Here is a 21677-nt window from a genome sequence, read left to right as displayed (position 1 = left end):
GCGCTCCTTTGGGTCAGGGTATGGCCGCATCGAATTGATTGCCGCTGTTGTCGCGCAGCATCAGGCGCGTCTGCCCTGCCCCTTCGATATCGAAGGCCAGGTTGGGGTTTTCACTGACGGCGGGAAACAGCTCCAGACGTGCCAGCAGATGATCGTTCTGATCTCGCAGTTCGGCATGGTTGATGAAGAATTCCGGGATGCCGCTGACCATGCCGTTGTCCATCGGGTGCGCCACCTGCAAGCGCACGCGGCTGAATTCGCCACGGGGATAACGACCGCCCAGCACCTCGCCGATGTGCTCTTCCCAGCCCGGCTGAGTGCGCACCACACTTGGCGCCGTGCAACCACCGCCGGCCGCGTCGATCAGCGTCGAGCCGACATGCCAGACCCCATCGCGGGTCAGCACTGCCGCGCGCAATGGCGTGGCTTGCTCGATACGGATGCGGATCGACAGCCAGGGCAGTACGCGATCGAGCGGCTGGAAATCGACGATTTTCGGCAAGGGGTTGAGTTCGGCCCAGGCGAGGATTTTGACCACTTCGCCCTTGAACGCTCGCGCGTCGATTTCCAGCGGTACTTGCCGGGCGTCTTCGGCGAACGGCGGCGCCAGCAGCTTGACCCGCTCGTCGAACACGAACGGCGCATCGCCGAGCATCTGCTTGTGATAGAAGGCCCACATCACCGAGGGCACCGGGTCTTTGCCCGGGTCGATGTCCACGGCGTGCGCGGCGATGGGTAACCAACAGGCCAATAGACAACCCACTCGCCAGTTCACTATTGATACATCTCGGGCACGTCATAGCGCAGGCCGTAATGGCCATATATGGTTTTGACCGAGCCCTCGCGGATCAAGGCTTCCAGCGCTTCTTCCACGGCATAGGCCAGTTGACGGTTGCTTTCGTGCACCGCCATGCCGATCTCCCACAGCTGCTTGCCCATGTTCGGGTAGGCGTTTTCCGCCAGCGCCACTTGCGGGTCCGCCGCTTCATGCACTTGCCAGTCGATCTCGCCACGCATCGCCATGACGGCGTCGACTTCACCGGCCTTCATGGCAGCGAACGCTTGAGGCACTCCGGGATAGTGGTGGGTTTTGCCGGCGAGCATGCCGCTGAACACCGAGGTCAGGTAGAACGACGGCACGCTGTCGACTTCGACGCCGATCGGGTGGTGCTCGAACACAGCGACGCTGCCCACCTTGTCCAGCCGGCGGCGGTCATAGGCGACCTGCCATTGTTCGTTCTGGTACGGCCCGAACATCACCACATGGCCGTTTTCCAGTTCGCCCAGTTCATTGCGTTTCTGCGCGTAGTCGCGGTCGTACGGCACGCGCATCATCAGGTCGGCCAGTTGCAGGTCGTGCAACTGACTGGCACGCCAGATGTAATCGCGCAGGTCGTCATCAAGCTTCTCGCCGGCCGGCGCCCAAATCAACGCCAGGCGTACGCCGAGGGCCTTGGCCAACGCTTCGGCGAGTTCGACATCAACGCCACGGGCCTGGCCGTCGTGTTCAAAACTGTAGGGGGCGAAATCCTTGTAAACCGCCACTTTCAGCTCCCCGGCGGCGATCATTTCGTCATAGGTACGGACCTGCGCCTGCACTGCCTGGCAGCACAGCAACACAGCGCTGATCAACACAGCGAGCAGGCGCATGGGTTACTCCTCGACGTGAACGCTGTCCAGATAGGTGCGTACCGCCCACAAAGCTTCCTGGCTCAGGTAGTCGGCCATCTTCGGCATGTAGACCCGGCCGTCACGCACGGCGCCGTTGCGCACGCGTTCGACGAACCATTCATCACCCGCCTCGGCGACATCGAGCATGCGCAAATCAGGGGCGATGCCGCCGGATTTGGCCTCCAGGCCATGGCAGGCCGCACAGTTCTGGTTGTACGCCGAAGAGCCGATTTCCACGGCCTTATCGTGTTCCGGGGTGGCGCGATAAGGGTTAACTGAAGCCCAACCATCGGCATCGACCGGTACGCCAGCGTCCTTGATCGGGGTCAGGCCCGGGGTGGCGACAGCCTGGGGGACCACGTTGCCGTGGGCCCAGACGGAACCTGCGCTGATAAAGCCGGCCAGCAGTCCGGCAACGAGTAAGGCGTTGCGTTTTGTTGTCATTGTTATGCCCTCTTGATTGCACGCAAAACCTCTTGGCAGAGGCTATGGCACCCATCTTAGGAAGGGCTTCGCGCAAGCCCCATACTGCTTTGGTGGCCGCCGTCTAGTTCCTTGGTAGTAGGGCTTGTGGCGCACACCTGAATCAGGTGCCGCACGGGAAGTATTCCCGGCAACAGCGTAATGCTGTTCACTTAAGGTCGGGGTACATATCCGTTTCTGCGGTGATGGCTGATTACGGTTTCGCTCTTACAGCGACTCACTTTTCCAAACGCCGAAAAGTTAGCAAAAGGCTTTGCCCCTCCATTCGGTGCCTCGCCTAGGCTCGGCATGCCGTAACGAAGGCATTGCTCCGGGGGCCCGCCGCCATCGGCCATCCATGGCCGGGGGCGGCTACCGCGGCATCCTTGCCGCGGTGCCCCCTGCGCAATGCCTGCGTTCGGCCTCTGGGAAAGGGGCAACAGATCAAGATCAAAAGCCACAGCCACAGCCACAGCCACAGCAAGAGCAAAAGATCGCAGCCTCGTTTCACTCGACAGCTCCTACAGGGGGAGGCGGTGTACGCACGCCCCTCACCACTCAACAGGCCGAGCGTTAGCTCGCCTGCAGCTTTTGATCTTGATGCACCGCCCCCTCGAGAGGCCGAGTGGAGGTTCTGCGCAGTGGGCAACCCGGCATGGATGCCGGGTTAGCCGCCCCCGGCCATGGATGGCCGATGGCGGCGGGCCCACGGAGCAGGACCGGAGCGAGGGCATGCCGAGCCTAGGCGAGGCACCGAACGAAAGGGGCAAGAGCCCTTGGTTACTTGGGGCTTTTCCAAGTGACCCGCCGTAAGGGCGGAACCCTAGGCCGCCGTGACCGCAGAAACGGATATGCACACGATCAACAAAACACAGGTCGGCCGCCTCGCTCTTGATCCACCCCCCCGCTACGCATGTGTGTGCCTGGAAACACCAAGCTTAAGTGAACAGCATTACGGCAACAGCGGGATTTTTTCCGTATCCACCAACACGCCGGGCGCACCACCCTGTGCAGGCCGAAGCCTGAAGCAGGCGAACCTCAGCGGTGCACGGCAGCACCATGCGAATATTCAGGGAACGATCATCAAACGTAGACGTGACCTGCAATTTGCTCTTGAGCAAGGTCAGGTGATTGGAGTGGCGGATGGCACGCCTAGCGCCCCGCAGGCGCAGGCAAGACCAGCAACGGCGCGGGACGCGGGCCGTGGAGCTTGTCGACGCCGATCAGGGTCAGGATCAGCAGCAACGGCAGGAGCAGCGCTTTGAGAATACGCATGATCAATCTCCTCCCGTGTGATGGCCGTTGTTGTCCATGCTAAAACCGCGCCACCCCGGGCGAGTTACTACCTTGGTACTGGCTCACTGGTACTTTCTGCATATTTCCTTCTGCCTCACAGCGTTCCTATGCTGGCGCTACCTGTAACGGAGTGCCTTATGCGCCAGCTTGCCCCTTACGCCCTGATCTATCTGTTGGCGATTGCCTGCGCCGCCGGGTTGGCGACCCAGAGCCAGGCCGCGGACGCGCCGTTGCAGGTGCAGATCGGCTACCTGGGCTATCGCCCCGACCCGGGCCCGTTGCTGTCGAACGTCATTCCCGAGCCGGTCGATGCCGGGCTGCGTGGAGCCGAACTGGCGATTACTGACAGCAACAGCACCGGGCGTTTCCTGAACCAGAGCTACAACCTGGTCAGCGCCAACGTCGACAATCCCGATGCCTTGGTCGAAGCGGCCAAGGCTCAACATGAACAAGGTCTGCGCCTGTTTGTCGTCAACGCACCGGCCGCCAGCCTGCGCCAACTCAGCGCCGTGCTGCCCGACAGCTTGCTGTTCAACGCCGGCAGCCCCGACGACAGCCTGCGCACCACCGACTGCCTGCCGAACGTGCTGCACAGCCTGCCGAGTCGGGCGATGCTCGCCGATGCGCTGGCGCAATTTCTGGTGGTGCGCAAATGGCAACGGGCGCTGCTAATCGTCGGCCCGACCCCGGACGATCAAGCCTATGCGGCCGCCCTGCGCCGCGCTGCCAAACGCTTCGGCCTGAAACTGGTCGCGGAAAAAGCCTGGAGTTTCGACAACGATCAGCGCCGCAGCGCCCAGGCCGACATGCCGCTGTTCACCCAGACCGCCGAATACGACGTGGTGCTGGTGGCGGATGAACGCGGCGATTTCGGCGAATACGTGCCCTACCAGACCTGGTACCCACGGCCGGTCGCCGGCACCCAGGGGCTGACCCCGGTGGGCTGGCATAAAACCGTGGAAACCTACGGCGCCGCCCAGTTGCAGAAACGCTTCGAAGCCCTGACCGGGCGCTGGATGAATGACCGCGATTTCGCGGCCTGGATCGCCGTGCGCAGCATCGCCGGTGCGGTGAGCAAACTGCGTCAGGTCGATCCGATGGCGATCCGTACGCTTGAGATCAGCGATCAATTGCCGCTGGACGGTTTCAAGGGTCGCAAGCTCAGCTATCGGCCGTGGAACGGCCAGTTGCGCCAACCCATTCCCATCGTGCAGCCCCGGGCTCTGGTCAGCACGTCGCCGCAAGATGGCTTCCTGCACCCCTTCAACGAAATGGACAGCCTCGGATACGACAAGGCCGAAGTCACCTGCCGTTTTCCCTGACCCGATAATTAAAACAACAAGGAATCTGCCATGCGCCGCACCCTGCTTTCCTGCGCCCTGCTGCTCGCCGCCGGGCACGCCGCTGCCAGCACCGCCTGGGTCTCCAACGAAAAGGACAACAGCCTGAGCCTGATCGACCTGCAGACCTTGCAAGTCACCGACACCCTGGCCGTCGGCCAGCGCCCGCGCGGTTTATTGCTGTCCCACGACAACAAGCTCCTGTACATCTGCGCCAGTGATTCGGACCGGGTCCAGGTGATGGACGTGGCCACGCGCAAGATCATCAAGGAACTGCCCTCGGGCAAGGATCCTGAACAATTCGCCCTGCACCCGAATAATCGCTGGCTATACGTTTCCAACGAAGACGATGCGCTGGTGACGGTGATCGACACCGAAACCTCCAAGGTGCTGAGCCAAATCAGCGTTGGCGTCGAACCCGAAGGCATGGCCGTCAGCCCCGATGGCAAGTGGGCGGTGAACACCAGCGAAACCACCAACATGCTGCACTGGATCGACACCAGCACTCAGACCCTGGCCGACAGCACCCTGGTGGATCAGCGGCCGCGCTTCGTCGAGTTCACACCCGATGGCTCGAAGCTCTGGGCTTCGGCGGAAATCGGCGGCACGGTGACCATTCTCGACGTCGCCACCCGCCAGAGCCTCAAGACCCTGACCTTCCAGATCAAGGGCGTGCACCCGGATAAGGTTCAACCGGTGGGCATCAAACTCAGTGCTGACGGCAAGTACGGTTTCGTCGCCCTCGGCCCGGCCAATCATGTGGCGGTGATCGACGCCAAGACCTTCGAAATTCTTGATTACCTGCTGGTCGGCCGGCGGGTCTGGCAGATGTCGTTTACCCCGGACCAAAAACAATTGCTGGCCACCAACGGCGTCAGCGGCGATGTGTCGGTGATCGATGTCGACAGCCTCAAGGTGACCAAGTCGATCAAGGTCGGGCGTTATCCGTGGGGCGTGGTGGTGACCCCATGAACGCACTGGAAGTCAGCGAGCTGAGTTTCGCTTATGGGGCGAAAGAGGCGTTGCGCCAGGTGAGTTTCAGCCTGGCGCCTGGCCGTTTCGCGGCGTTGCTGGGGCCGAATGGCGCGGGCAAATCGACGCTGATTGCCCTGCTTACTCGACTCTACGATTTGCAGCGCGGTGACATCCGCGTTGGCGGCTGTTCGTTGCGCAACGCGGCGCGTCCGGCGCTCAAGCAATTGGGTGTGGTGTTTCAGCAAAGCACGTTGGACCTGGACCTCAGCGTCGAGCAAAACCTGCGTTATCACGCCGCGCTGCATGGGATGTCCCGGCGTCAGACTGGCCTGCGGGTCGACGCCGAATTGGCCCGCCAAGCCTTGACTGAACGCCGTCGCGAGCGGGTCCGCGAACTCAATGGCGGCCACCGTCGCCGGGTGGAAATCGCCCGCGCCTTGCTGCATGAGCCGCGCCTGCTGCTGCTCGACGAGGCCAGCGTCGGCCTCGACCCGGCCAGTCGGCTGGCGCTCAATCAGCACATCCGCAGTTTGTGCCGCGAGCAAGGCATCAGCGTGCTCTGGACCACCCATTTGCTGGATGAAGTGCAGCCCAGCGACGACTTGTTGATCCTGCATCAGGGCCGGCTGGTCGCCAGCGGACAAGCCGACGCCCTGAGCCTGGAGCACGGTGGTGACCTGGGTTCGGCCTTCACTCGACTGACGACCTCAGGAGCCGCCCAATGAACGCCTACTGGCAATGTTTCAGTGGCATCGTGCTGCGTGAATGGCTGCGTTTTGTGTTGCAGCGCACGCGGTTTCTCAGTGCGCTGGTGCGGCCGTTGTTGTGGCTGCTGGTGTTCGCTGCCGGTTTTCGCGCGGCACTCGGGATCGCGATCATCGAGCCCTACGACACCTACATTCCGTATGAGGTGTACATCATCCCCGGGTTGGCCTGCATGATCCTGCTGTTCAACGGCATGCAAGGTTCGCTGTCGATGGTCTACGACCGGGAAATGGGCAGCATGCGCGTACTGCTGACCAGCCCCCTGCCCCGCACTTTCCTGCTGTGCAGCAAACTGTTGGCCACCTCGTTGATCTCGCTGTTGCAGGTATACGCCTTTCTGGCGATTGCCTGGGTGTACGGCGTCCAGCCACCGGCCATGGGCTTGTTGATCGCCTTGCCGGCGTTGCTGCTGGTAGCGTTGATGCTCAGCGCGTTGGGTCTGTTACTGTCGAACGCGATCCGTCAGCTGGAGAACTTTGCCGGGGTGATGAACTTCGTGATCTTCCCGCTGTTTTTCCTGTCGTCGGCGCTGTATCCACTGTGGAAGATGCGCGAGTCCAGCGAGTGGTTGTACTGGTTGTGCGCATTGAACCCTTTCACCCATGCGGTGGAACTGGTGCGGTTTGCCTTGTATGAACGCTTCAATCCGTTGGCGCTGGCGGTGTGCGTGGGGCTGACGCTGGTATTCGCGCTGCTCGCCGTATTCACCTTCAACCCGCAACACGCCGCCCTGCGCAAAACCAACTAACAACACAATCCCCCTGTGGGAGCGAGCAGGCTCGCTCCCACAGTTGATCTCCATCAAACATGCAAAAATTACTACTTTAGTACCGGTTCCCCTGTCTATCGTCGCATTTCAATCGCACCGAGACTGGCATGTAATAGGTTCATAACTATAAGGATTGAACCCCATGCCGCGTGCCCGACGTCGTCTGTTGCGCCCTTCTCTCGCTGCGCTATCGCTGAGCCTGTTGCTGGGTGTCGCGCAGGCCGAAACACCGCTGTTCTCCGCTGACGGCTATCGCATCGGTCTGTACCGCAGCCCGACCCCGAATCAAGTCCAGGGCGCCGGCATCATCGATACCGCGGCCCTGCAAATCCTGCTGACCCAGACACCGCGTCCGGTGCTGATCGACGTCTACCGCCGCCAATGGCTGCAAGGACGGTTCATCGAGGACCAGCCCCACGAAAACCTCCCCGGCAGCCATTGGCTGGCCAATACCGGCGACGGTGACCTGACGCCCGACTGGCAGGACTATTTTGCGCGTAAGCTGAACACATTGACCGCAGGCGATCTCGCGCAACCGCTGGTCTTCTACTGCCGCTCCGATTGCTGGCTGAGCTGGAACGCCGTGAAGCGCGCCGCCGCCATAGGCTATAAGACTCTGTATTGGTATCGCGACGGCCTGGACGCCTGGCAGGCAGCCAACCTGCCCGTAACGCCGGCTCAGCCCGAGCCCTTTCCCTAACCGTTACGCGTGCGTGTTGTTGCCACACCCTAATCAAAATAATGAGGTGAAAGGCTGTGTACAAAATTCTGATTGCCGACGATCACCCGCTGTTTCGCGAAGCTATTCATAACGTCATCAGCGATGGTTTTCCGGGCAGCGAGGTGATGGAAACCGCCGACCTGGACAGCGCCCTGGTGCTGACGCAGGAACACGACGACCTGGACCTGATCCTGCTCGACCTGAACATGCCCGGCATGCACGGCCTCAATGGCCTGATCAACCTGCGCAACGAGGCGCCGACCATTCCGGTGGTGATCGTCTCGGCCGAACAGGACAAACAAGTCGTGTTGCAAGCCATCACTTATGGTGCGGTGGGTTTCATCACCAAATCCTCGCCACGGGTGCAAATGACCGAGGCCATCCAGCAGATCCTCAACGGCAATGTCTACTTGCCGCCGGACATCATCCGCACGCAAAAATGCGGTACAAGGCGCATGAACGATGCCCCGAGCTTCCCACCTGAATTGCTCCAGGCCTTGACCCGCAAGCAGTTGCTGGTGCTCGAACGCATGACAAAGGGCGAGTCGAATAAACAGATCGCCTACACCCTGGAAATCGCCGAAACCACGGTCAAGGCCCACGTCTCGGCCATCCTGCGCAAACTCAATGTGCATAACCGGGTGCAGGCGATTTTGAGTGCCGGGGATATTGATTTCGGGTCTTACTTACGGCGTTGAGACCGAGTCGCCTTCATCGCGAGCAAGCTCGCTCCCACATTTTGATCTTCAGTGAACACAGAGTTTGTGTACGTCACAGATCTAATGTGGGAGCGAGCTTGCTCGCGATGGGGCCAGTGATCACACCAGAAGACTCAAGGCCTACCGAGCAAGTGACTCATCGCCGTCTTGAGCTTCATCGGCCGCACCGGTTTGTGCATCAGGGTGTGGCCCAGCTCACGAATCTGCTGCTTGAGTTCGTTGCTGTAGTTGGCGGTGATCATCATCGCCGGAATCGCCGAGCCGCGACGGGCGTTGATCCGGGCCACGGCATCGACGCCGTTCTGATCGTCATTCAGGTGATAGTCGGCGATCAGCAAATCTGCTTCTTCGTGATAGTTGTCCACTTGCCGCGCCAGGTCCTGCTCGGACAGCGCCGTGACCACCAGACACCCCCACCCTTCGAGCAACGTGCGCATCCCGGCGCAAATAGCCGCGTCGTTATCCAGCACCCACACCCGCGCCCCACGCAGACGTTCAAGCATCGGCTCACTCACCAACAGGCTTGGCAGCGCCTTGGGTGCCGTGGCGCTGAGCGGCACTTCGACCGAGAACATCGAGCCCTTGCCCGGCCACGAACGCACGTGAATGCGGTGACCGAGAATCCCGGCGATTTTTTCGACGATCGCCAGGCCCAGACCTAACCCGCGATCCTGATCCGGACGCTGCACGTCACCACGTTTGAATTCCTGAAAAATCTCTTCCAGACGGTTTTCGGCGATGCCCATGCCGCTGTCCCAGACCTCGATCGACAGGCGCTGGTGATGACGCCGGCAACCGAGCACCACACGACCGCTGTAGGTGTAGCGAATGGCGTTGCTCAGCAGATTTCGAAGAATCCGCGCCAGCAACTGAATGTCGCTGCGCACCAGTGCCGAACAGGGGATGAAATGCAGCTCCAGGCCTTCGCTGCGGGCCACCTGGGTGTACTCGGCCGCAAGGTTCTCCAACAATTCGCTCAGGGCGAACGGCGCAATGTCGGCCTTGATCACCCCGGCATCCAGTTTGGAAATGTCCACCAGCGTACCCAGCAGGTTCTCCACGTCTTCCAGTGAATTGCTGACATTGCGCACCAAAATGGCATTGGCCACCGGCTCCCGCCGTTCGAGCAACGCGCTGGTAAACAGCCGCGCGGCGTTGAGCGGTTGCAGCAGGTCATGACTGACGGCAGCGAGAAACTTGGTCTTCGACAGGTTGGCCTGTTCGGCTTGGAGTTTGGCTTCACGCAGGCGAGATTCCGCTCGCCGACGCTCGTCGATCTCGCGCAGCAACTGGTCATTGAGCGTGGTCAGTTCCGCGGTGCGTTCGCGCACCCGCAACTCTAGATTCTGATAGGCCTGGTGCAGCGCTTCAGCGGTGCGGCGGCGTTCGGTGATGTCGCGGATCAGCACGAATATCCCCACCACTTCCCCGGTGGCCAGGCGATTGGGTACGTAGGAGCGCAGCATGTAGCGCTCCTGATTGTTGATGTTGGTTTCGGCGAACTCGAACGTCACGCTCTCACCGGCCAGGGCCCGGGCCACGTAGGCTTCCAGGCGCTGGTAATGCTGTTCGCTGTGGACTTCGCGCAGGCTCTGCCCAAGCATCACGCCCCGAGGCCAGCAGTACCATTCTTCATACACCTTGTTGGTGAACTCGTAGACCAGGTCGGCATTAAGGTAGGCAATCAGCGCCGGCACATGGTCGGTGATCAGGCGAATCCAGCGCTCGCTTTCGCTCAGCGCTTCGGCGTGTTGGTAGCGTTCGGTGATGTCGGTGAAGGTGTTGACGAAACCGCCGGTGGGCAACGGATGGGTGCGGATTTCCAGCACCCGGCCATCGTAAAGACGTTGCTCGCGTTCCTGCACAGGCCGCCCGTTTGCATCGCGACTGGCCGGGGTCAGCAGGTTCAACTCGCTGTCGGCGATCACTTCGGCAAACGGGCGATGGGCCGCCACTGGGGCCAGGCCGCTGAGTTCGAGGAAACGTCGGTTCCACAACTCCAGAATGCCCTCGGCGTTGACCATGGCCACGCCTTGGGACAGGTTGTCGACCGCCCGTTGCAATAAATGGGATTTCTGCGCCACCGCCTGCTCGCGGCGCACGGTTTCGCTGAGTTTGACGTCGGTAATGTCAGTGAACAGGATCACCCGCCCGCCTTCCTGAGTCGGCCGTTCGCTGACTTGCAACCAGCGGCCGTCCTGCAGGCGATAGAGCAGGTTTTCGTCGGCATGCCCGCGCGGCTCTTCAGTGAACAGCCCGGTGGCGGACATCAGCCGCTTGACCTCGGCCAGGCGCATGCCGGCGTTGATCCGCACCCGGCTATTGCCCCAGAACGCCTTGAAACGGCTGTTGAACAGCACGATCCGCTGGTCCGCATCGAACAGCACAAACGCATCGGAAATGCTCTCGATCGCATCGATCAAATGCTGATGCGCGGTTTCCGCCCGCAGGCGTGCCTCGCTGAGCAAGTGATTGCCCGACTTGAGTTCAGCCATGGCCTGGTTCAAGGCGTCGGTGCGCTCACGCACCTGTTCGGCCAGCACCACCGAATGCTGGAACGCCGCGTACGGGTCGTTACCGCGGGTGATCCCGGATTCGATGCGCTCGATCAACGCGCCATTGATGCGCTGCAGTTTGTGATTGTCGCGCTGCAGGCTGGCGATCTGCGCCTGAAGATCAGCGGTTTCCAGGGGACCGGCCTCGGGCAATGGCAACCCCGGTGAAGGTCTGGTTGATATGCATGCCATTGAACTGTTCTCCGTAGGTGTTGAAACCCATCACCCGTTGGTCACGCAAAAACGTTCCAATCTGCTCGAGACTGCCGCCGTCTTCCAGTTCCAGACGCCTGAGAAAGCAGTCGCAGCCGATGGTCAGCAACAGGTCGCCGAGGCGCTCCTGCAATCCTTCGAACAGGGTTTGCAGATTCGGCAGCATCGGGCCGGGCGTCATGACCGTGAGGACGATGCCGTTTTCCACCGCGCAGTAGAAACTCAGGCTCAGGTCCGGATGAACCTGCTGGATCGCCCGTACGTAATACTGATCGTTGATCCGCACGGCCAACGGGTGCGCGGCGAATATCCGGTGATCGAGCTCGGCCACCGGCACACCGATGTGCCGGGCGTACTCCTCGGCGGCGGGCTCGGCATTGAGTTCAAAGACCCGGCGCGAGGCGCTGTCGGCCCCGGTGACCACCAGTTTTTCTGCTCGGGGCAGAATGTGATGGGTAGTGAAAACTTCGAAATCCAGCCAGGTATTGACCAGCACCACCACCGCCGCGCCGCTGTGGAACTCGCCATTAAAATAGACGTGGGTGTGGGTCAGGTAATTGTCGTCGCCGGCCGAACCACCGAAATGCGGGATGTCGCCCAATGCCGCACTCAGGGCCGCGAGAACCATTTCTTCTCGACTGGACAACCCATCGAGCAGGGTCAGCGCAAAGCTGTTGCCCTTGATCGGCGCGAGGGTGTTGCTGCGACAGCCACCGACCAGTCGCTCGACCATTTGCTGGGCGTCGATCAGGCTGAAGCGCTCCATCTCGGAGATCAGTTCGGCGTCGATGGAAAAATGACGGTGGTCGAAACCCACCGCGGTCACGCAGTTGCGGCCGTAGCCAAGGGGCGTGATTTCCCCGGCGCTGGTGCAACCCACCAGGCGAATGCCGCCAAAGCTTTGTTGCAAGGCCTGGCCCAGCGCCTGCAAGTCGTACTCGGCGGAACAGAAGAACAGCACGAAACCCAAGTGCGGATGCAACAGTTGTCGCGCCAGCTCCTGGGCCACCTGTTGGGCATCGGTGGCCTGGGACATTGCACTGACCACACCTTCATCACTCTGGACCTGCTGCATTGTCGCCTCCCGCAGGTGCGCATGTATGAGGTACGAGTGTACGAAGCCTGTGAGCTGCGACGTATGCTACTTGGGTAGCGGGTAGCCGCTTCGATGGGATGAGTACAACAGTGACGTTCGAACCCTTGTGGCGAGGGGACTTGTCCCCGTTGGACTGCGCAGCAGGCCCCGAGCCAGTCGATGCGCGACCAACATCGGGGCCGCTTCGCGACCCAACGGGGACAAGTCCCCTCGCCACAGGGATTTATGTCAGCGGTTACCAGGTCAGCACCGCCCCCACCGCAAAGGTGTCGGTGTCTTCGTTCTGGTCGCTGGTGTCGTGGCCATTGATTGCGAACTGGTTGTACTCGGCCACCAGCTTGAGGTTGTCGTTGACGTCATGGAACAGCGCAACGCCGCGCGTTTCGTAGTCCGCGCCGCTGCCGACCACGCCATTGCCGTCGTCGTTGGTCTTGCCGTAAGACAAGGCCAGTCGGTTCTTGCCGAGTTTGTAGGAGCCCTGCAGCAGGTAACCGTCACTGTCGACGTTGCGCAGGGTCGGTTCCCCGGCGTTGTTGGTGAAGAACGGGTTGATACCCTTGGCCTGGAAACCGGAGCCGGTGAGGGACAAGCCGCCCATTTTCGCCTGCACGCCGTAGCCGACGCCTTTGGAGGTGACGGACTCGACGGTGGAATCGGTATTGTCCGAGGTCTGGTAGCTGCCGTTGACCCAGCTGTAGATCTTCGCCCCGGCGAGGTCGAACTGATAGGTGATCTCGCTCTCGGTACGCGGGTTCTCCTGGTAAGCCTTACCTGTCGGGCTGCTGTCGTTGGTGTCCACCGGGTCCATGATTCCCACGGCCACCCGCAATCCCTCCATCACCGGCGTGCGGTAGGTGATCTGCGACGTCGGGAACGGGTACGGATAACCCGTGCCGATGTTGCCGAACGACACCCCGCCACCGTCCACCAGCCCCAGGGTATCGCTGACCTGGCCGTAACCGGCGAGCATTTCATCCAGCAGGATGTTGGAACGGGCGAACAGACCGAAGTCTTTGCCGATCAGCACTTCGCCCCACTCCGGGTTGGCCACGGTGCCGTAGAACTGCCGCACGTCGATGGCGGTATCGGTGCCGTTGGTTTCACTGTCGTTGATGGTCACCCAGAAGGAGGACCGGGCGCCGAGCTTGAGGTCATCGATCTGCTTGCTCATGTTGAAGCCCAGGTAGTTGGGCAGAAAACCCATTTTGACCCGTGCCTGTTTCCGGTCGAATTGGTCGCCGGCACGGTCCACATCGCTGTTCACATAGAAGGCGTTGATGTAGCCGTCGGTGGAAAACGTGGTCTGGTCCTTGTCGTACAGCATGATCTCGGCCTCGGCCATCGAGCTCAATCCGAGGGTCGACAGGCTGGCGATGAAGGCAGGCAAGAAACGATGCTTGAAGTTCTTATTGTTGTGCATGACGCGCTCCGCAGCGGGGGGACTGGATGTCGGAGGCGATTATCGAAAGCTGACCGGCGGCGTCATACGCTGCCTTGGAGGCGGTTTTGAAGTGCTTTGGAGTGGCAGGCCATACGCGACAGGTTCGGTGTAAGACCGTCCGTCGGCGAGGCCCGGAACTTAAGGTGTACGCCTGTGGAACGGACTGGCATTCACAGGAACCGATACTCGCTAGCCACCCGCTCTAAACAGCATGTAAGCGGCGACCACGACACAGATGCTGGCGAAGCCGATCTGCAACCCCCGGGCCGGTACTCGCGCGCAAAGTCTTCGGCCAATGATCATGCCGACGACGCTCGAGGCAATAAATGCCACACCCAGACCGTCGATTCGCACCCCGGCCTGAAACGCGCCGATCACGCCGATGGCGGAAATCAGGCTGATGACCATCAAGGAAGTGGCGACGATTCCGCGCATCTGCACATCGGTCAGTTGCTTGAACGCCGGGACGATCAGGAAGCCGCCGCCCACCCCGAGCAGCCCGGAGACCACACCGGTTACCGCGCCCAGTGCCGCGAGGGTCGCGGTGCACTTGGCGGTCCAGGAAAAGCGCCCGGTCTGCTGATCGAGCATGCAGTTCTTCTGGCCCCAGTTGGCGTGCCCGTGGTCGCTTGGACCTTCGTCCTGGCGCTCACGACGCAACATCCGCCAGGCCACCATGACCATCAGCAGGCTGAACAGAACCATCAGGATTTTTTCCGGCAACTGATGGGCGAAGTAGATGCCGATCGGCGAAAAAATCGCCCCCAGCAGGGCGATCAGCAACGCTGCGCGGTAGCGCACCAGGCCATGGCGCAACCCGTCAATGGCGCCGACAGCCGCCGCACTGCCCACCGCGAACAGTGCGACCGGCGCGGCTTGCGTCATGGTCAAGCCCAACCCCAAAACCAGCGCCGGCACCGCAAGAATGCCGCCACCGGCTCCGGTCAAACCGAGTACCAACCCCATCACCACGCCAAAGAAACTCGCCAGCAACATAAAACACTCGTGATCTGCGAAAAAAGCCGGGAGCGCCCGGTATCGATGACTGACAGGATAGAGCCCGTGCAGCTTTTTTCATTAATTGAATTAATGCGGGCTGGTCAGCGTAGGGAAAATGAAACTACCCTCATGGCTTGTCCAGAAAGAAACGGCCACCATGCCCGCCTTGATTGAAGCTTTTTTAGACCCTGCCTCGTCGACCTTCAGCTACGTGATCTATGAAAACGATGGCGGCCAATGCGCAATCGTCGACCCGGTGCTCGACTACGACCCCGCCGCCGGGCGAACCGCCACCACCCAGGCCGACAAGATCATCGCCTTCGTTCGCCAACATCAGCTGCAGGTGCAATGGCTGCTGGAAACCCACGCCCATGCCGATCACCTGTCCGCCGCACCGTATCTGCGTCGGGAACTGGGCGGGAAGATTGCGATTGGTCAGTCGATCAGCAAGGTTCAGGGCGTGTTCAAGACCCTGTTCAACCTTGAGCCGGAATTCTGTATCGATGGTTCGCAGTTCGATCATCTGTTCGCGCCGGACGAATCGTTCCGGATCGGCAACCTCAAGGCCACGGCCCTGCATGTTCCCGGCCACACGCCAGCGGACATGGCCTATCTGATCGACAGCGATGTGATTCTGGTGGGCGATACGCTGTTCATGCCGGACGTGGGCACCGCGCGCTGCGATTTCCCCGGCGGCAACGCCAACCAGATGTTCACCTCGATTTGCAAACTGCTGGCTTTCCCTGCCGGCGTTCGACTGTATGTCTGCCACGACTACCCGCCCGAGGGCCGCGAACCTCAGTGCATGAGCACGGTGGGCGAGCAGCGCAAAAGCAACATTCACATTCATGACGGTATCGACGAAGCCGCGTTCGTCGCCATGCGCACCCAGCGCGATGCGGGGTTGGGCATGCCGACGTTGTTGCTGCCGGCGATTCAAGTGAATGTGCGGGCGGGGAACTTGCCGCCGGCCGAGGGCAATGGCGTGACCTATCTGAAAATCCCGCTAAACAAACTTTAAGATCAAAAGATCGCAGCCTGCGGCAGCTCCTACATTGACCGGGTGCGACCGTGATCTTGCGGATGGTCCAAACCCTGTAGATACTCTGTTCACGGTCAAGCTTTCGCGAGATGTTTTTCGCTAAAAAGCTTGGCCGTATTAAATTCTTCTCCGGAACGCATGCATGCCCATAACCCGGTTAGGTATTTGCGCATGACCGCACCGATGGCCTGCATTTTCTTCTTGCCGCGCGCTACCAGAGCCTCGTAGAAGGCCTTCACACTCTCATCACAACGGATTGCCGTCATCGCCGGCATGAACATCGCTGCGCGCAAGTAAGCATTACCGCATTTGGACATTCGCCCTGGCCGGTTCACGCTGGTGCCTGACTGGGTCAACCTGACATCCAGGCCTGCATAGCGGCTTACCTGCGCCGATTTAAGCGTTACCGGAAGGGTTGTCAGCTCAGCCAGTGCGGCGATGGCTGAGGCTTCTCCAACGCCGGGGGCCGCCATCATGCAGCGAAACTGTAAACTCAGATCCGGGCATTTGGCGATGGCATCACGTGCGGCTTTCTTCAAGCGATCAATCCGTGTGTCCAGCCCTGCAATCGCCTCTTTCTCATCCTCGATCAGCAGCTCCACACTCGTTTCTGTCGCTTGTAGCGCGTGTAATTCGTTTTTGGCTCGTGTTCGATGACCAATCAGCCGATTGATATGGCGGCCAATCGCACGCAGCGTCATTTGATCGGTAGTAGGCGGAACCCAAAGCCTGGGAGTCATGCGCTCGCCATATTCAGCCAGCAATTGAGCGTCTATCTGGTCAGTTTTGCTGTTTTGCAGCATCACTTTTGCAAAATTGTGGAAGCTTTTGGGGTTGATCACCGAGACCGGCAGGCCGGCAGCGTGCAACTCCAATGCAAGATCCAGGTAGTAAATGCCAGTGGCCTCCATGACCACACTCAGCGGTTTGAGACCTAACATCTTTGTCACGGCAGCCTTACGTCCTTTGGGCGTGTGCTGAACGTCCCACTGGCCTGATGTTTTACCGCTCTGCCGCCATCCCATGACAGACGTGCGCGCACCAATGTCTATGCCGACATGAGTATTCATGCTTTTCACTTCCCTGACTTTCGGTAAGATTGCCCCTGGTTCCCCCGACCTCGAATTTCATGCCACTGCAACCTTGTAATGCGAAGTCCGACTTGTCGGCTTCTCGATACTCTTCGTGGTGGGCAATGAGGCGGGGGGGCCTCTCTACAGACAAGGTCAGGAGCAAATCCTGCCTTCAGGAGCTATCGGCCTCCCCCAGAAACGCACTTGCTGTTGTATGAATCCTTGAGCGTAACCTCTCTCGTTGGAATCAAGGTCAACATACAAGGAGCTGGCGAAGCCTGCGATCTTTTGATCTTGCCGTCAGGCCAGGGTCAACCCATTCGCCGGCAACGGCAGCGCGGTTTTATAGCGCACCTGCTTGAGCGCAAAGCTCGAGCGGATGTTGGCGACACCGGGGACTTTGGTGAGGAAGTCCATCATGAAGCGCTCCAGCGACTGAATGGTCGGCACCAGCACCCGAATCAGATAATCCGGGTCGCCCGCCATCAAATAACACTCCATCACTTCCGGGCGATCCGAGATCGCCTCCTCGAAATGCTGCAACGCCTCCTCCACCTGTTTCTCCAGGCTGACGTGAATGAACACGTTGACGTGCAGCCCTAGCAGCTCGGCATCCAGCAGGGTCACCTGCTCGCGAATCAGGCCCAATTCTTCCATCGCCTTGACCCGGTTGAAGCACGGCGTCGGCGACAGGTTGACCGAGCGTGCGAGGTCGGCGTTGGTGATGCGCGCGTTCTCCTGAAGGCTGTTCAAAATGCCGATATCGGTACGGTCCAGTTTGCGCATGAGACAAAACCACCTGTTTTTTATGTTTATGCAGATTTTTTATCCTCAAATGATCGCCAACGCAACGAAACAGAGAGAAATATTCTTCTTGGCCCGGCCTATGATTGTTGTAGGACAAGAATTCTTTTATCGAAGAATGACGGTCAGCTCACTACAAGAAATTCACAAGATCGAGCGTAGAAGCCATGAACCAAGCGTACGAACCGCTGCACCTGCACGTTCCCGAACCTTCGGGCCGTCCTGGCTGCAAAACCGACTTCTCCTACCTGCGTCTGACCGACGCCGGTACGGTGCGCAAACCCCCAATCGACGTTGAACCGGCCGACACCGCCGATCTGGCCAAGGGCCTGATTCGCGTGCTCGATGACCAGGGCAATGCCCTCGGCCCATGGGCTGAAGGCGTACCGGTCGAGATCCTGCGTAAAGGCATGCGCGCCATGCTCAAGACGCGGATCTATGACAACCGCATGGTGGTCGCCCAGCGTCAGAAGAAAATGTCGTTCTACATGCAGAGCCTTGGCGAAGAAGCCATCGGCAGCGGCCAGGCCCTGGCCCTGAACGTCGATGACATGTGCTTCCCGACCTACCGCCAGCAAAGCATCCTGATGGCGCGGGAAGTGCCGCTGGTGGACCTGATCTGCCAACTGCTGTCCAACGAGCGTGATCCGCTCAAGGGACGTCAGCTGCCGATCATGTATTCAGTCAAAGACTTCGGCTTCTTCACTATTTCCGGCAACCTCGCCACCCAGTTCGTACAAGGCGTGGGCTGGGGCATGGCCTCGGCGATCAAGGGCGACACCAAAATCGCCTCGGCCTGGATCGGCGACGGCGCTACTGCTGAATCCGACTTCCACACCGCCCTCACCTTCGCCCACGTTTACCGTGCGCCAGTGATCCTCAACGTGGTCAACAACCAGTGGGCGATCTCCACGTTCCAGGCGATTGCCGGTGGTGAAGCCACTACCTTTGCCGGTCGTGGCGTCGGTTGCGGGATTGCCTCCCTTCGGGTCGACGGCAACGATTTCGTCGCGGTGTATGCCGCCTCTGCCTGGGCCGCCGAACGTGCGCGCCGCAATCTCGGCCCGACCATGATCGAATGGGTCACCTACCGCGCCGGTCCGCACTCGACTTCTGATGATCCGTCCAAATACCGTCCTGCCGACGACTGGAGCTACTTCCCGTTGGGCGACCCGATTGCGCGCCTGAAGCAGCACCTGGTGAAAATCGGTCAGTGGTCCGAAGAGGAACACGTCGCCGTCAGCGCCGAACTGGAAGCCGAAGTCATTGCCGCGCAAAAAGAAGCCGAACAGTACGGCACCCTCGCCGGCGGCCAGATTCCGAGCGCCGCGACCATGTTCGAAGACGTCTACAAAGAGATGCCGGAGCACTTGAAGCGCCAGCGTCAAGAGTTGGGGATCTGACATGAACGATCACAACAACAAAATCGAGTTGGAAACCGCCATGACCACGACCACCATGACCATGATCCAGGCTCTGCGCTCGGCCATGGATGTGATGCTTGAGCGTGACGACAACGTCGTGGTGTTCGGCCAGGACGTCGGCTACTTCGGCGGAGTGTTCCGTTGCACCGAAGGCCTGCAGACCAAATACGGCACCTCCCGGGTGTTCGATGCGCCGATCTCCGAAAGCGGCATCGTCGGCGTCGCCGTCGGTATGGGTGCCTACGGTCTGCGGCCAGTGGCCGAGATCCAGTTCGCCGATTACGTGTACCCGGCGTCGGACCAGATCATTTCCGAAGCCGCCCGCCTGCGTTATCGCTCGGCCGGCGAGTTCACCGCACCGATGACCCTGCGCATGCCTTGCGGCGGCGGCATCTATGGCGGCCAGACGCACAGCCAGAGCATCGAAGCGATGTTCACCCAGGTCTGCGGTTTGCGCACGGTCATGCCGTCCAACCCTTACGACGCCAAAGGCTTGTTGATCGCCTCCATCGAAAACGATGACCCGGTGATCTTCCTCGAGCCAAAACGCCTGTACAACGGCCCGTTCGACGGTCACCACGAACGCCCGGTTACCCCGTGGTCGAAACACCCGGCCGCACAAGTGCCGGACGGTTACTACACCGTACCGCTGGACGTCGCCGCCATCACCCGTCCGGGCAAAGACGTGACCATCCTGACTTACGGCACCACGGTTTATGTGTCGCAAGTTGCGGCTGAAGAAACCGGTATCGACGCTGAAGTCATCGACCTGCGCAGCTTGTGGCCGCTGGACCTGGACACCATCGTCAAGTCGGTGAAGAAAACCGGCCGCTGCGTGATCGTTCACGAAGCGACCCGCACCTGCGGTTTCGGCGCCGAACTGGTCGCCCTGGTGCAAGAGCATTGCTTCCATCACCTGGAAGCCCCGATCGAACGCGTCACCGGTTGGGACACTCCCTACCCGCACGCGCAAGAGTGGGCGTATTTCCCTGGTCCGACCCGTGTGGGCGCGGCTTTGAAACGGGTTATGGAGGTCTGAATGGGCACGCACGTTATTAAAATGCCGGACATTGGTGAAGGCATTGCAGAAGTTGAACTGTCGGTGTGGCACGTCAAAGTCGGCGACATGGTCGTCGAAGATCAGGTGCTGGCCGATGTGATGACCGACAAGGCGATGGTCGACATCCCGTCGCCGGTGAACGGCAAGGTGATTGCGCTGGGCGGTGTGCCCGGCGAAGTCATGGCGGTTGGCAGCATCCTGATCAGCATTGAAGTCGAAGGCGCGGGCAACGTTAAAGAGTCGGCTCAACCTGTACCTGTTAAAGAAGCGCCGGTTGCGGCACCGAAAGTTGCAGCCGCTGTTGAAAGCAAACCGATCGCCGCTGCGGCGCCGCGAGCTGCCGTATGCCAAGGCCCAATGGTCGCTCGCGAAGCTGATGAGCGCCCGCTGGCCTCCCCGGCCGTGCGTAAACATGCGCTGGACCTCGGCATTCAATTGCGTCTGGTACGTGGCACCGGTCCTGCCGGTCGGGTGCTGCACGAAGACCTCGACACCTATCTGGCCCAGGGTCAGCAGCCACAATCGACCATTGCCGCCGCTTACGCCCAGCGTAACGACGAAGAACAAATCCCGGTTATCGGCATGCGCCGCAAGATTGCCCAGCGTATGCAGGACGCCACTCAGCGCGCCGCTCACTTCAGTTACGTCGAAGAAATCGACGTCACCGCCGTGGAAGAACTGCGCGCTCATCTGAACGAAAAACACGGCGCGACCCGCGGCAAGCTGACCTTGCTGCCGTTTTTGGTCCGCGCATTGGTCGTCGCCCTGCGCGACTTCCCGCAAATCAACGCCCGTTACGACGACGAAGCCCAGGTCATCACCCGCCTCGGCGCCGTGCACGTAGGCATCGCCACCCAAGCCGACATCGGTTTGATGGTGCCGGTAGTCCGTCACGCCGAAACCCGCAGCCTGTGGGACAGCGCCACGGAAATCTCCCGTCTGGCCACCGCCGCGCGCAATGGCAAGGCCAGCCGCGATGAACTGTCCGGTTCGACCATCACCCTGACCAGCCTCGGCGCCTTGGGCGGTATCGTCAGCACCCCGGTGCTGAACCTGCCGGAAGTGGCGATTGTCGGCGTCAACAAAATCGTCGAACGCCCGATGGTCGTCAAAGGCCAGATCGTGATTCGCAAGATGATGAACCTCTCCAGCTCCTTCGATCACCGCGTGGTCGATGGCATGGACGCGGCGCAATTCATCCAGGCCGTTCGTGGCCTGCTCGAACAACCCGCCACCCTGTTTGTGGAGTAAG

At 60.6% G+C, this 21677-nt stretch carries 20 protein-coding genes; 10 read left to right on the top strand and 10 right to left on the bottom strand.

The window, feature by feature from the left end; genetic code table 11:
- Positions 1–13 precede the first annotated feature (13 nt).
- From ACA056_RS12940 to ACA056_RS12925, 4 genes are all read right to left on the bottom strand, one after another.
- Entirely contained in the window at positions 14–775 is a 762-nt protein-coding gene (locus tag ACA056_RS12940) for a quinoprotein dehydrogenase-associated SoxYZ-like carrier (RefSeq protein ID WP_497273259.1), read from the bottom strand.
- Positions 775–1650 (bottom strand): substrate-binding periplasmic protein, encoded by an 876-nt coding sequence (locus ACA056_RS12935; RefSeq protein WP_497273258.1) that lies wholly within the window; start codon positions 1648–1650, stop codon positions 775–777. The genes ACA056_RS12940 and ACA056_RS12935 overlap by 1 nt, the downstream gene beginning before the upstream one ends.
- Positions 1651–1653: 3 nt before the next feature.
- On the bottom strand, positions 1654–2115 hold the full coding sequence (gene pedF, locus ACA056_RS12930; protein WP_497273257.1) for a cytochrome c-550 PedF: 462 nt from the start codon (positions 2113–2115) through the stop codon (positions 1654–1656).
- A 1170-nt stretch (positions 2116–3285) separates the two neighbouring features.
- On the bottom strand, positions 3286–3408 hold the full coding sequence (locus tag ACA056_RS12925; protein WP_256365221.1) for a hypothetical protein: 123 nt from the start codon (positions 3406–3408) through the stop codon (positions 3286–3288).
- Between the two features lie 158 nt (positions 3409–3566).
- Here ACA056_RS12925 and ACA056_RS12920 point away from each other — a divergent pair, with 158 nt between their 5' ends.
- From ACA056_RS12920 to ACA056_RS12895, 6 genes are all read left to right on the top strand, one after another.
- Complete coding sequence (locus ACA056_RS12920; RefSeq protein WP_497273255.1) at positions 3567–4751, top strand: ABC transporter substrate-binding protein; 1185 nt, start codon at positions 3567–3569, stop codon at positions 4749–4751.
- 30 nt (positions 4752–4781) lie between these two features.
- Positions 4782–5741 (top strand): YVTN family beta-propeller repeat protein, encoded by a 960-nt coding sequence (locus ACA056_RS12915; protein ID WP_497273253.1) that lies wholly within the window; start codon positions 4782–4784, stop codon positions 5739–5741.
- Complete coding sequence (locus ACA056_RS12910) at positions 5738–6469, top strand: ABC transporter ATP-binding protein (RefSeq protein ID WP_497273251.1); 732 nt, start codon at positions 5738–5740, stop codon at positions 6467–6469. The genes ACA056_RS12915 and ACA056_RS12910 overlap by 4 nt, the downstream gene beginning before the upstream one ends.
- Positions 6466–7257, top strand: a complete 792-nt coding sequence (locus tag ACA056_RS12905) for an ABC transporter permease (RefSeq protein ID WP_134421672.1) — start codon at positions 6466–6468, stop codon at positions 7255–7257. Before ACA056_RS12910 ends, ACA056_RS12905 begins: the two co-directional genes overlap by 4 nt.
- Before the next feature lie 163 nt (positions 7258–7420).
- Positions 7421–7978, top strand: coding sequence for a PQQ-dependent catabolism-associated CXXCW motif protein (locus tag ACA056_RS12900; protein WP_497273249.1), 558 nt, complete (start codon positions 7421–7423; stop codon positions 7976–7978).
- A 56-nt stretch (positions 7979–8034) separates the two neighbouring features.
- Positions 8035–8697 (top strand): response regulator transcription factor, encoded by a 663-nt coding sequence (locus ACA056_RS12895; protein WP_008149733.1) that lies wholly within the window; start codon positions 8035–8037, stop codon positions 8695–8697.
- A 134-nt stretch (positions 8698–8831) separates the two neighbouring features.
- Here ACA056_RS12895 and nahK read toward each other — a convergent pair whose 3' ends face one another.
- From nahK to ACA056_RS12875, 4 genes are all read right to left on the bottom strand, one after another.
- Positions 8832–11426 carry a hybrid sensor histidine kinase/response regulator NahK/ErcS' gene (nahK, locus tag ACA056_RS12890; protein WP_497273533.1) on the bottom strand — a complete coding sequence of 865 codons (2595 nt, stop codon included), beginning with the start codon at positions 11424–11426 and terminating at the stop codon, positions 8832–8834.
- Positions 11395–12561 carry a nitric oxide-sensing protein NosP gene (nosP, locus tag ACA056_RS12885; protein WP_497273247.1) on the bottom strand — a complete coding sequence of 389 codons (1167 nt, stop codon included), beginning with the start codon at positions 12559–12561 and terminating at the stop codon, positions 11395–11397. The genes nahK and nosP overlap by 32 nt, the downstream gene beginning before the upstream one ends.
- 256 nt (positions 12562–12817) lie before the next feature.
- Positions 12818–14002, bottom strand: a complete 1185-nt coding sequence (locus ACA056_RS12880) for a porin (protein WP_497273245.1) — start codon at positions 14000–14002, stop codon at positions 12818–12820.
- 210 nt (positions 14003–14212) lie between these two features.
- Positions 14213–15019, bottom strand: a complete 807-nt coding sequence (locus ACA056_RS12875; RefSeq protein WP_497273243.1) for a sulfite exporter TauE/SafE family protein — start codon at positions 15017–15019, stop codon at positions 14213–14215.
- Positions 15020–15179: 160 nt separating this feature from the next.
- Between ACA056_RS12875 and ACA056_RS12870 the strand changes: the two genes are divergently transcribed.
- Positions 15180–16043: an MBL fold metallo-hydrolase gene (locus ACA056_RS12870; RefSeq protein WP_497273241.1), complete on the top strand. Its 864-nt coding sequence runs from the start codon at positions 15180–15182 to the stop codon at positions 16041–16043.
- A 95-nt stretch (positions 16044–16138) separates the two neighbouring features.
- On the opposite strand, the gene ACA056_RS12865 is transcribed toward ACA056_RS12870, so the two are convergent.
- Both ACA056_RS12865 and bkdR read right to left on the bottom strand, forming a co-directional pair.
- A complete protein-coding gene (locus ACA056_RS12865) occupies positions 16139–17134 on the bottom strand; it encodes an IS110 family RNA-guided transposase (protein WP_497265786.1) in 996 nt (331 codons plus the stop codon).
- Positions 17135–17437: 303 nt separating this feature from the next.
- Entirely contained in the window at positions 17438–17923 is a 486-nt protein-coding gene (gene bkdR / locus ACA056_RS12860) for a Bkd operon transcriptional regulator BkdR (protein WP_046048920.1), read from the bottom strand.
- Between the two features lie 185 nt (positions 17924–18108).
- Here bkdR and ACA056_RS12855 point away from each other — a divergent pair, with 185 nt between their 5' ends.
- The 3 genes from ACA056_RS12855 to ACA056_RS12845 are packed head-to-tail and all read left to right on the top strand — an operon-like array spanning position 18109 to position 21676.
- Entirely contained in the window at positions 18109–19344 is a 1236-nt protein-coding gene (locus tag ACA056_RS12855; protein WP_497273239.1) for a 3-methyl-2-oxobutanoate dehydrogenase (2-methylpropanoyl-transferring) subunit alpha, read from the top strand.
- Position 19345: 1 nt separating this feature from the next.
- Positions 19346–20404 carry an alpha-ketoacid dehydrogenase subunit beta gene (locus tag ACA056_RS12850; protein WP_497273237.1) on the top strand — a complete coding sequence of 353 codons (1059 nt, stop codon included), beginning with the start codon at positions 19346–19348 and terminating at the stop codon, positions 20402–20404.
- Entirely contained in the window at positions 20405–21676 is a 1272-nt protein-coding gene (locus tag ACA056_RS12845; protein WP_497273235.1) for a dihydrolipoamide acetyltransferase family protein, read from the top strand. It begins immediately after the preceding gene.
- Position 21677: the final 1 nt, after the last annotated feature.

It is taken from the genome of Pseudomonas sp. LBUM1666, assembly GCF_059695775.1.
This window is presented reverse-complemented; position numbering and strand designations above follow the sequence as displayed.

Coding starts and splice junctions, on each gene's coding strand:
- ACA056_RS12935 (WP_497273258.1), bottom strand. CDS start 1,650: ATGCGCCTGCTCGCTGTGTTGATCAGCGCTGTGTTGCTGTGCTGCCAG.
- pedF (WP_497273257.1), bottom strand. CDS start 2,115: ATGACAACAAAACGCAACGCCTTACTCGTTGCCGGACTGCTGGCCGGC.
- ACA056_RS12925 (WP_256365221.1), bottom strand. CDS start 3,408: ATGCGTATTCTCAAAGCGCTGCTCCTGCCGTTGCTGCTGATCCTGACC.
- ACA056_RS12920 (WP_497273255.1), top strand. CDS start 3,567: ATGCGCCAGCTTGCCCCTTACGCCCTGATCTATCTGTTGGCGATTGCC.
- ACA056_RS12915 (WP_497273253.1), top strand. CDS start 4,782: ATGCGCCGCACCCTGCTTTCCTGCGCCCTGCTGCTCGCCGCCGGGCAC.
- ACA056_RS12910 (WP_497273251.1), top strand. CDS start 5,738: ATGAACGCACTGGAAGTCAGCGAGCTGAGTTTCGCTTATGGGGCGAAA.
- ACA056_RS12905 (WP_134421672.1), top strand. CDS start 6,466: ATGAACGCCTACTGGCAATGTTTCAGTGGCATCGTGCTGCGTGAATGG.
- ACA056_RS12900 (WP_497273249.1), top strand. CDS start 7,421: ATGCCGCGTGCCCGACGTCGTCTGTTGCGCCCTTCTCTCGCTGCGCTA.
- nosP (WP_497273247.1), bottom strand. CDS start 12,561: ATGCAGCAGGTCCAGAGTGATGAAGGTGTGGTCAGTGCAATGTCCCAG.
- ACA056_RS12880 (WP_497273245.1), bottom strand. CDS start 14,002: ATGCACAACAATAAGAACTTCAAGCATCGTTTCTTGCCTGCCTTCATC.
- ACA056_RS12875 (WP_497273243.1), bottom strand. CDS start 15,019: ATGTTGCTGGCGAGTTTCTTTGGCGTGGTGATGGGGTTGGTACTCGGT.
- ACA056_RS12870 (WP_497273241.1), top strand. CDS start 15,180: ATGCCCGCCTTGATTGAAGCTTTTTTAGACCCTGCCTCGTCGACCTTC.
- ACA056_RS12865 (WP_497265786.1), bottom strand. CDS start 17,134: ATGAATACTCATGTCGGCATAGACATTGGTGCGCGCACGTCTGTCATG.
- bkdR (WP_046048920.1), bottom strand. CDS start 17,923: ATGCGCAAACTGGACCGTACCGATATCGGCATTTTGAACAGCCTTCAG.
- ACA056_RS12855 (WP_497273239.1), top strand. CDS start 18,109: ATGAACCAAGCGTACGAACCGCTGCACCTGCACGTTCCCGAACCTTCG.
- ACA056_RS12850 (WP_497273237.1), top strand. CDS start 19,346: ATGAACGATCACAACAACAAAATCGAGTTGGAAACCGCCATGACCACG.
- ACA056_RS12845 (WP_497273235.1), top strand. CDS start 20,405: ATGGGCACGCACGTTATTAAAATGCCGGACATTGGTGAAGGCATTGCA.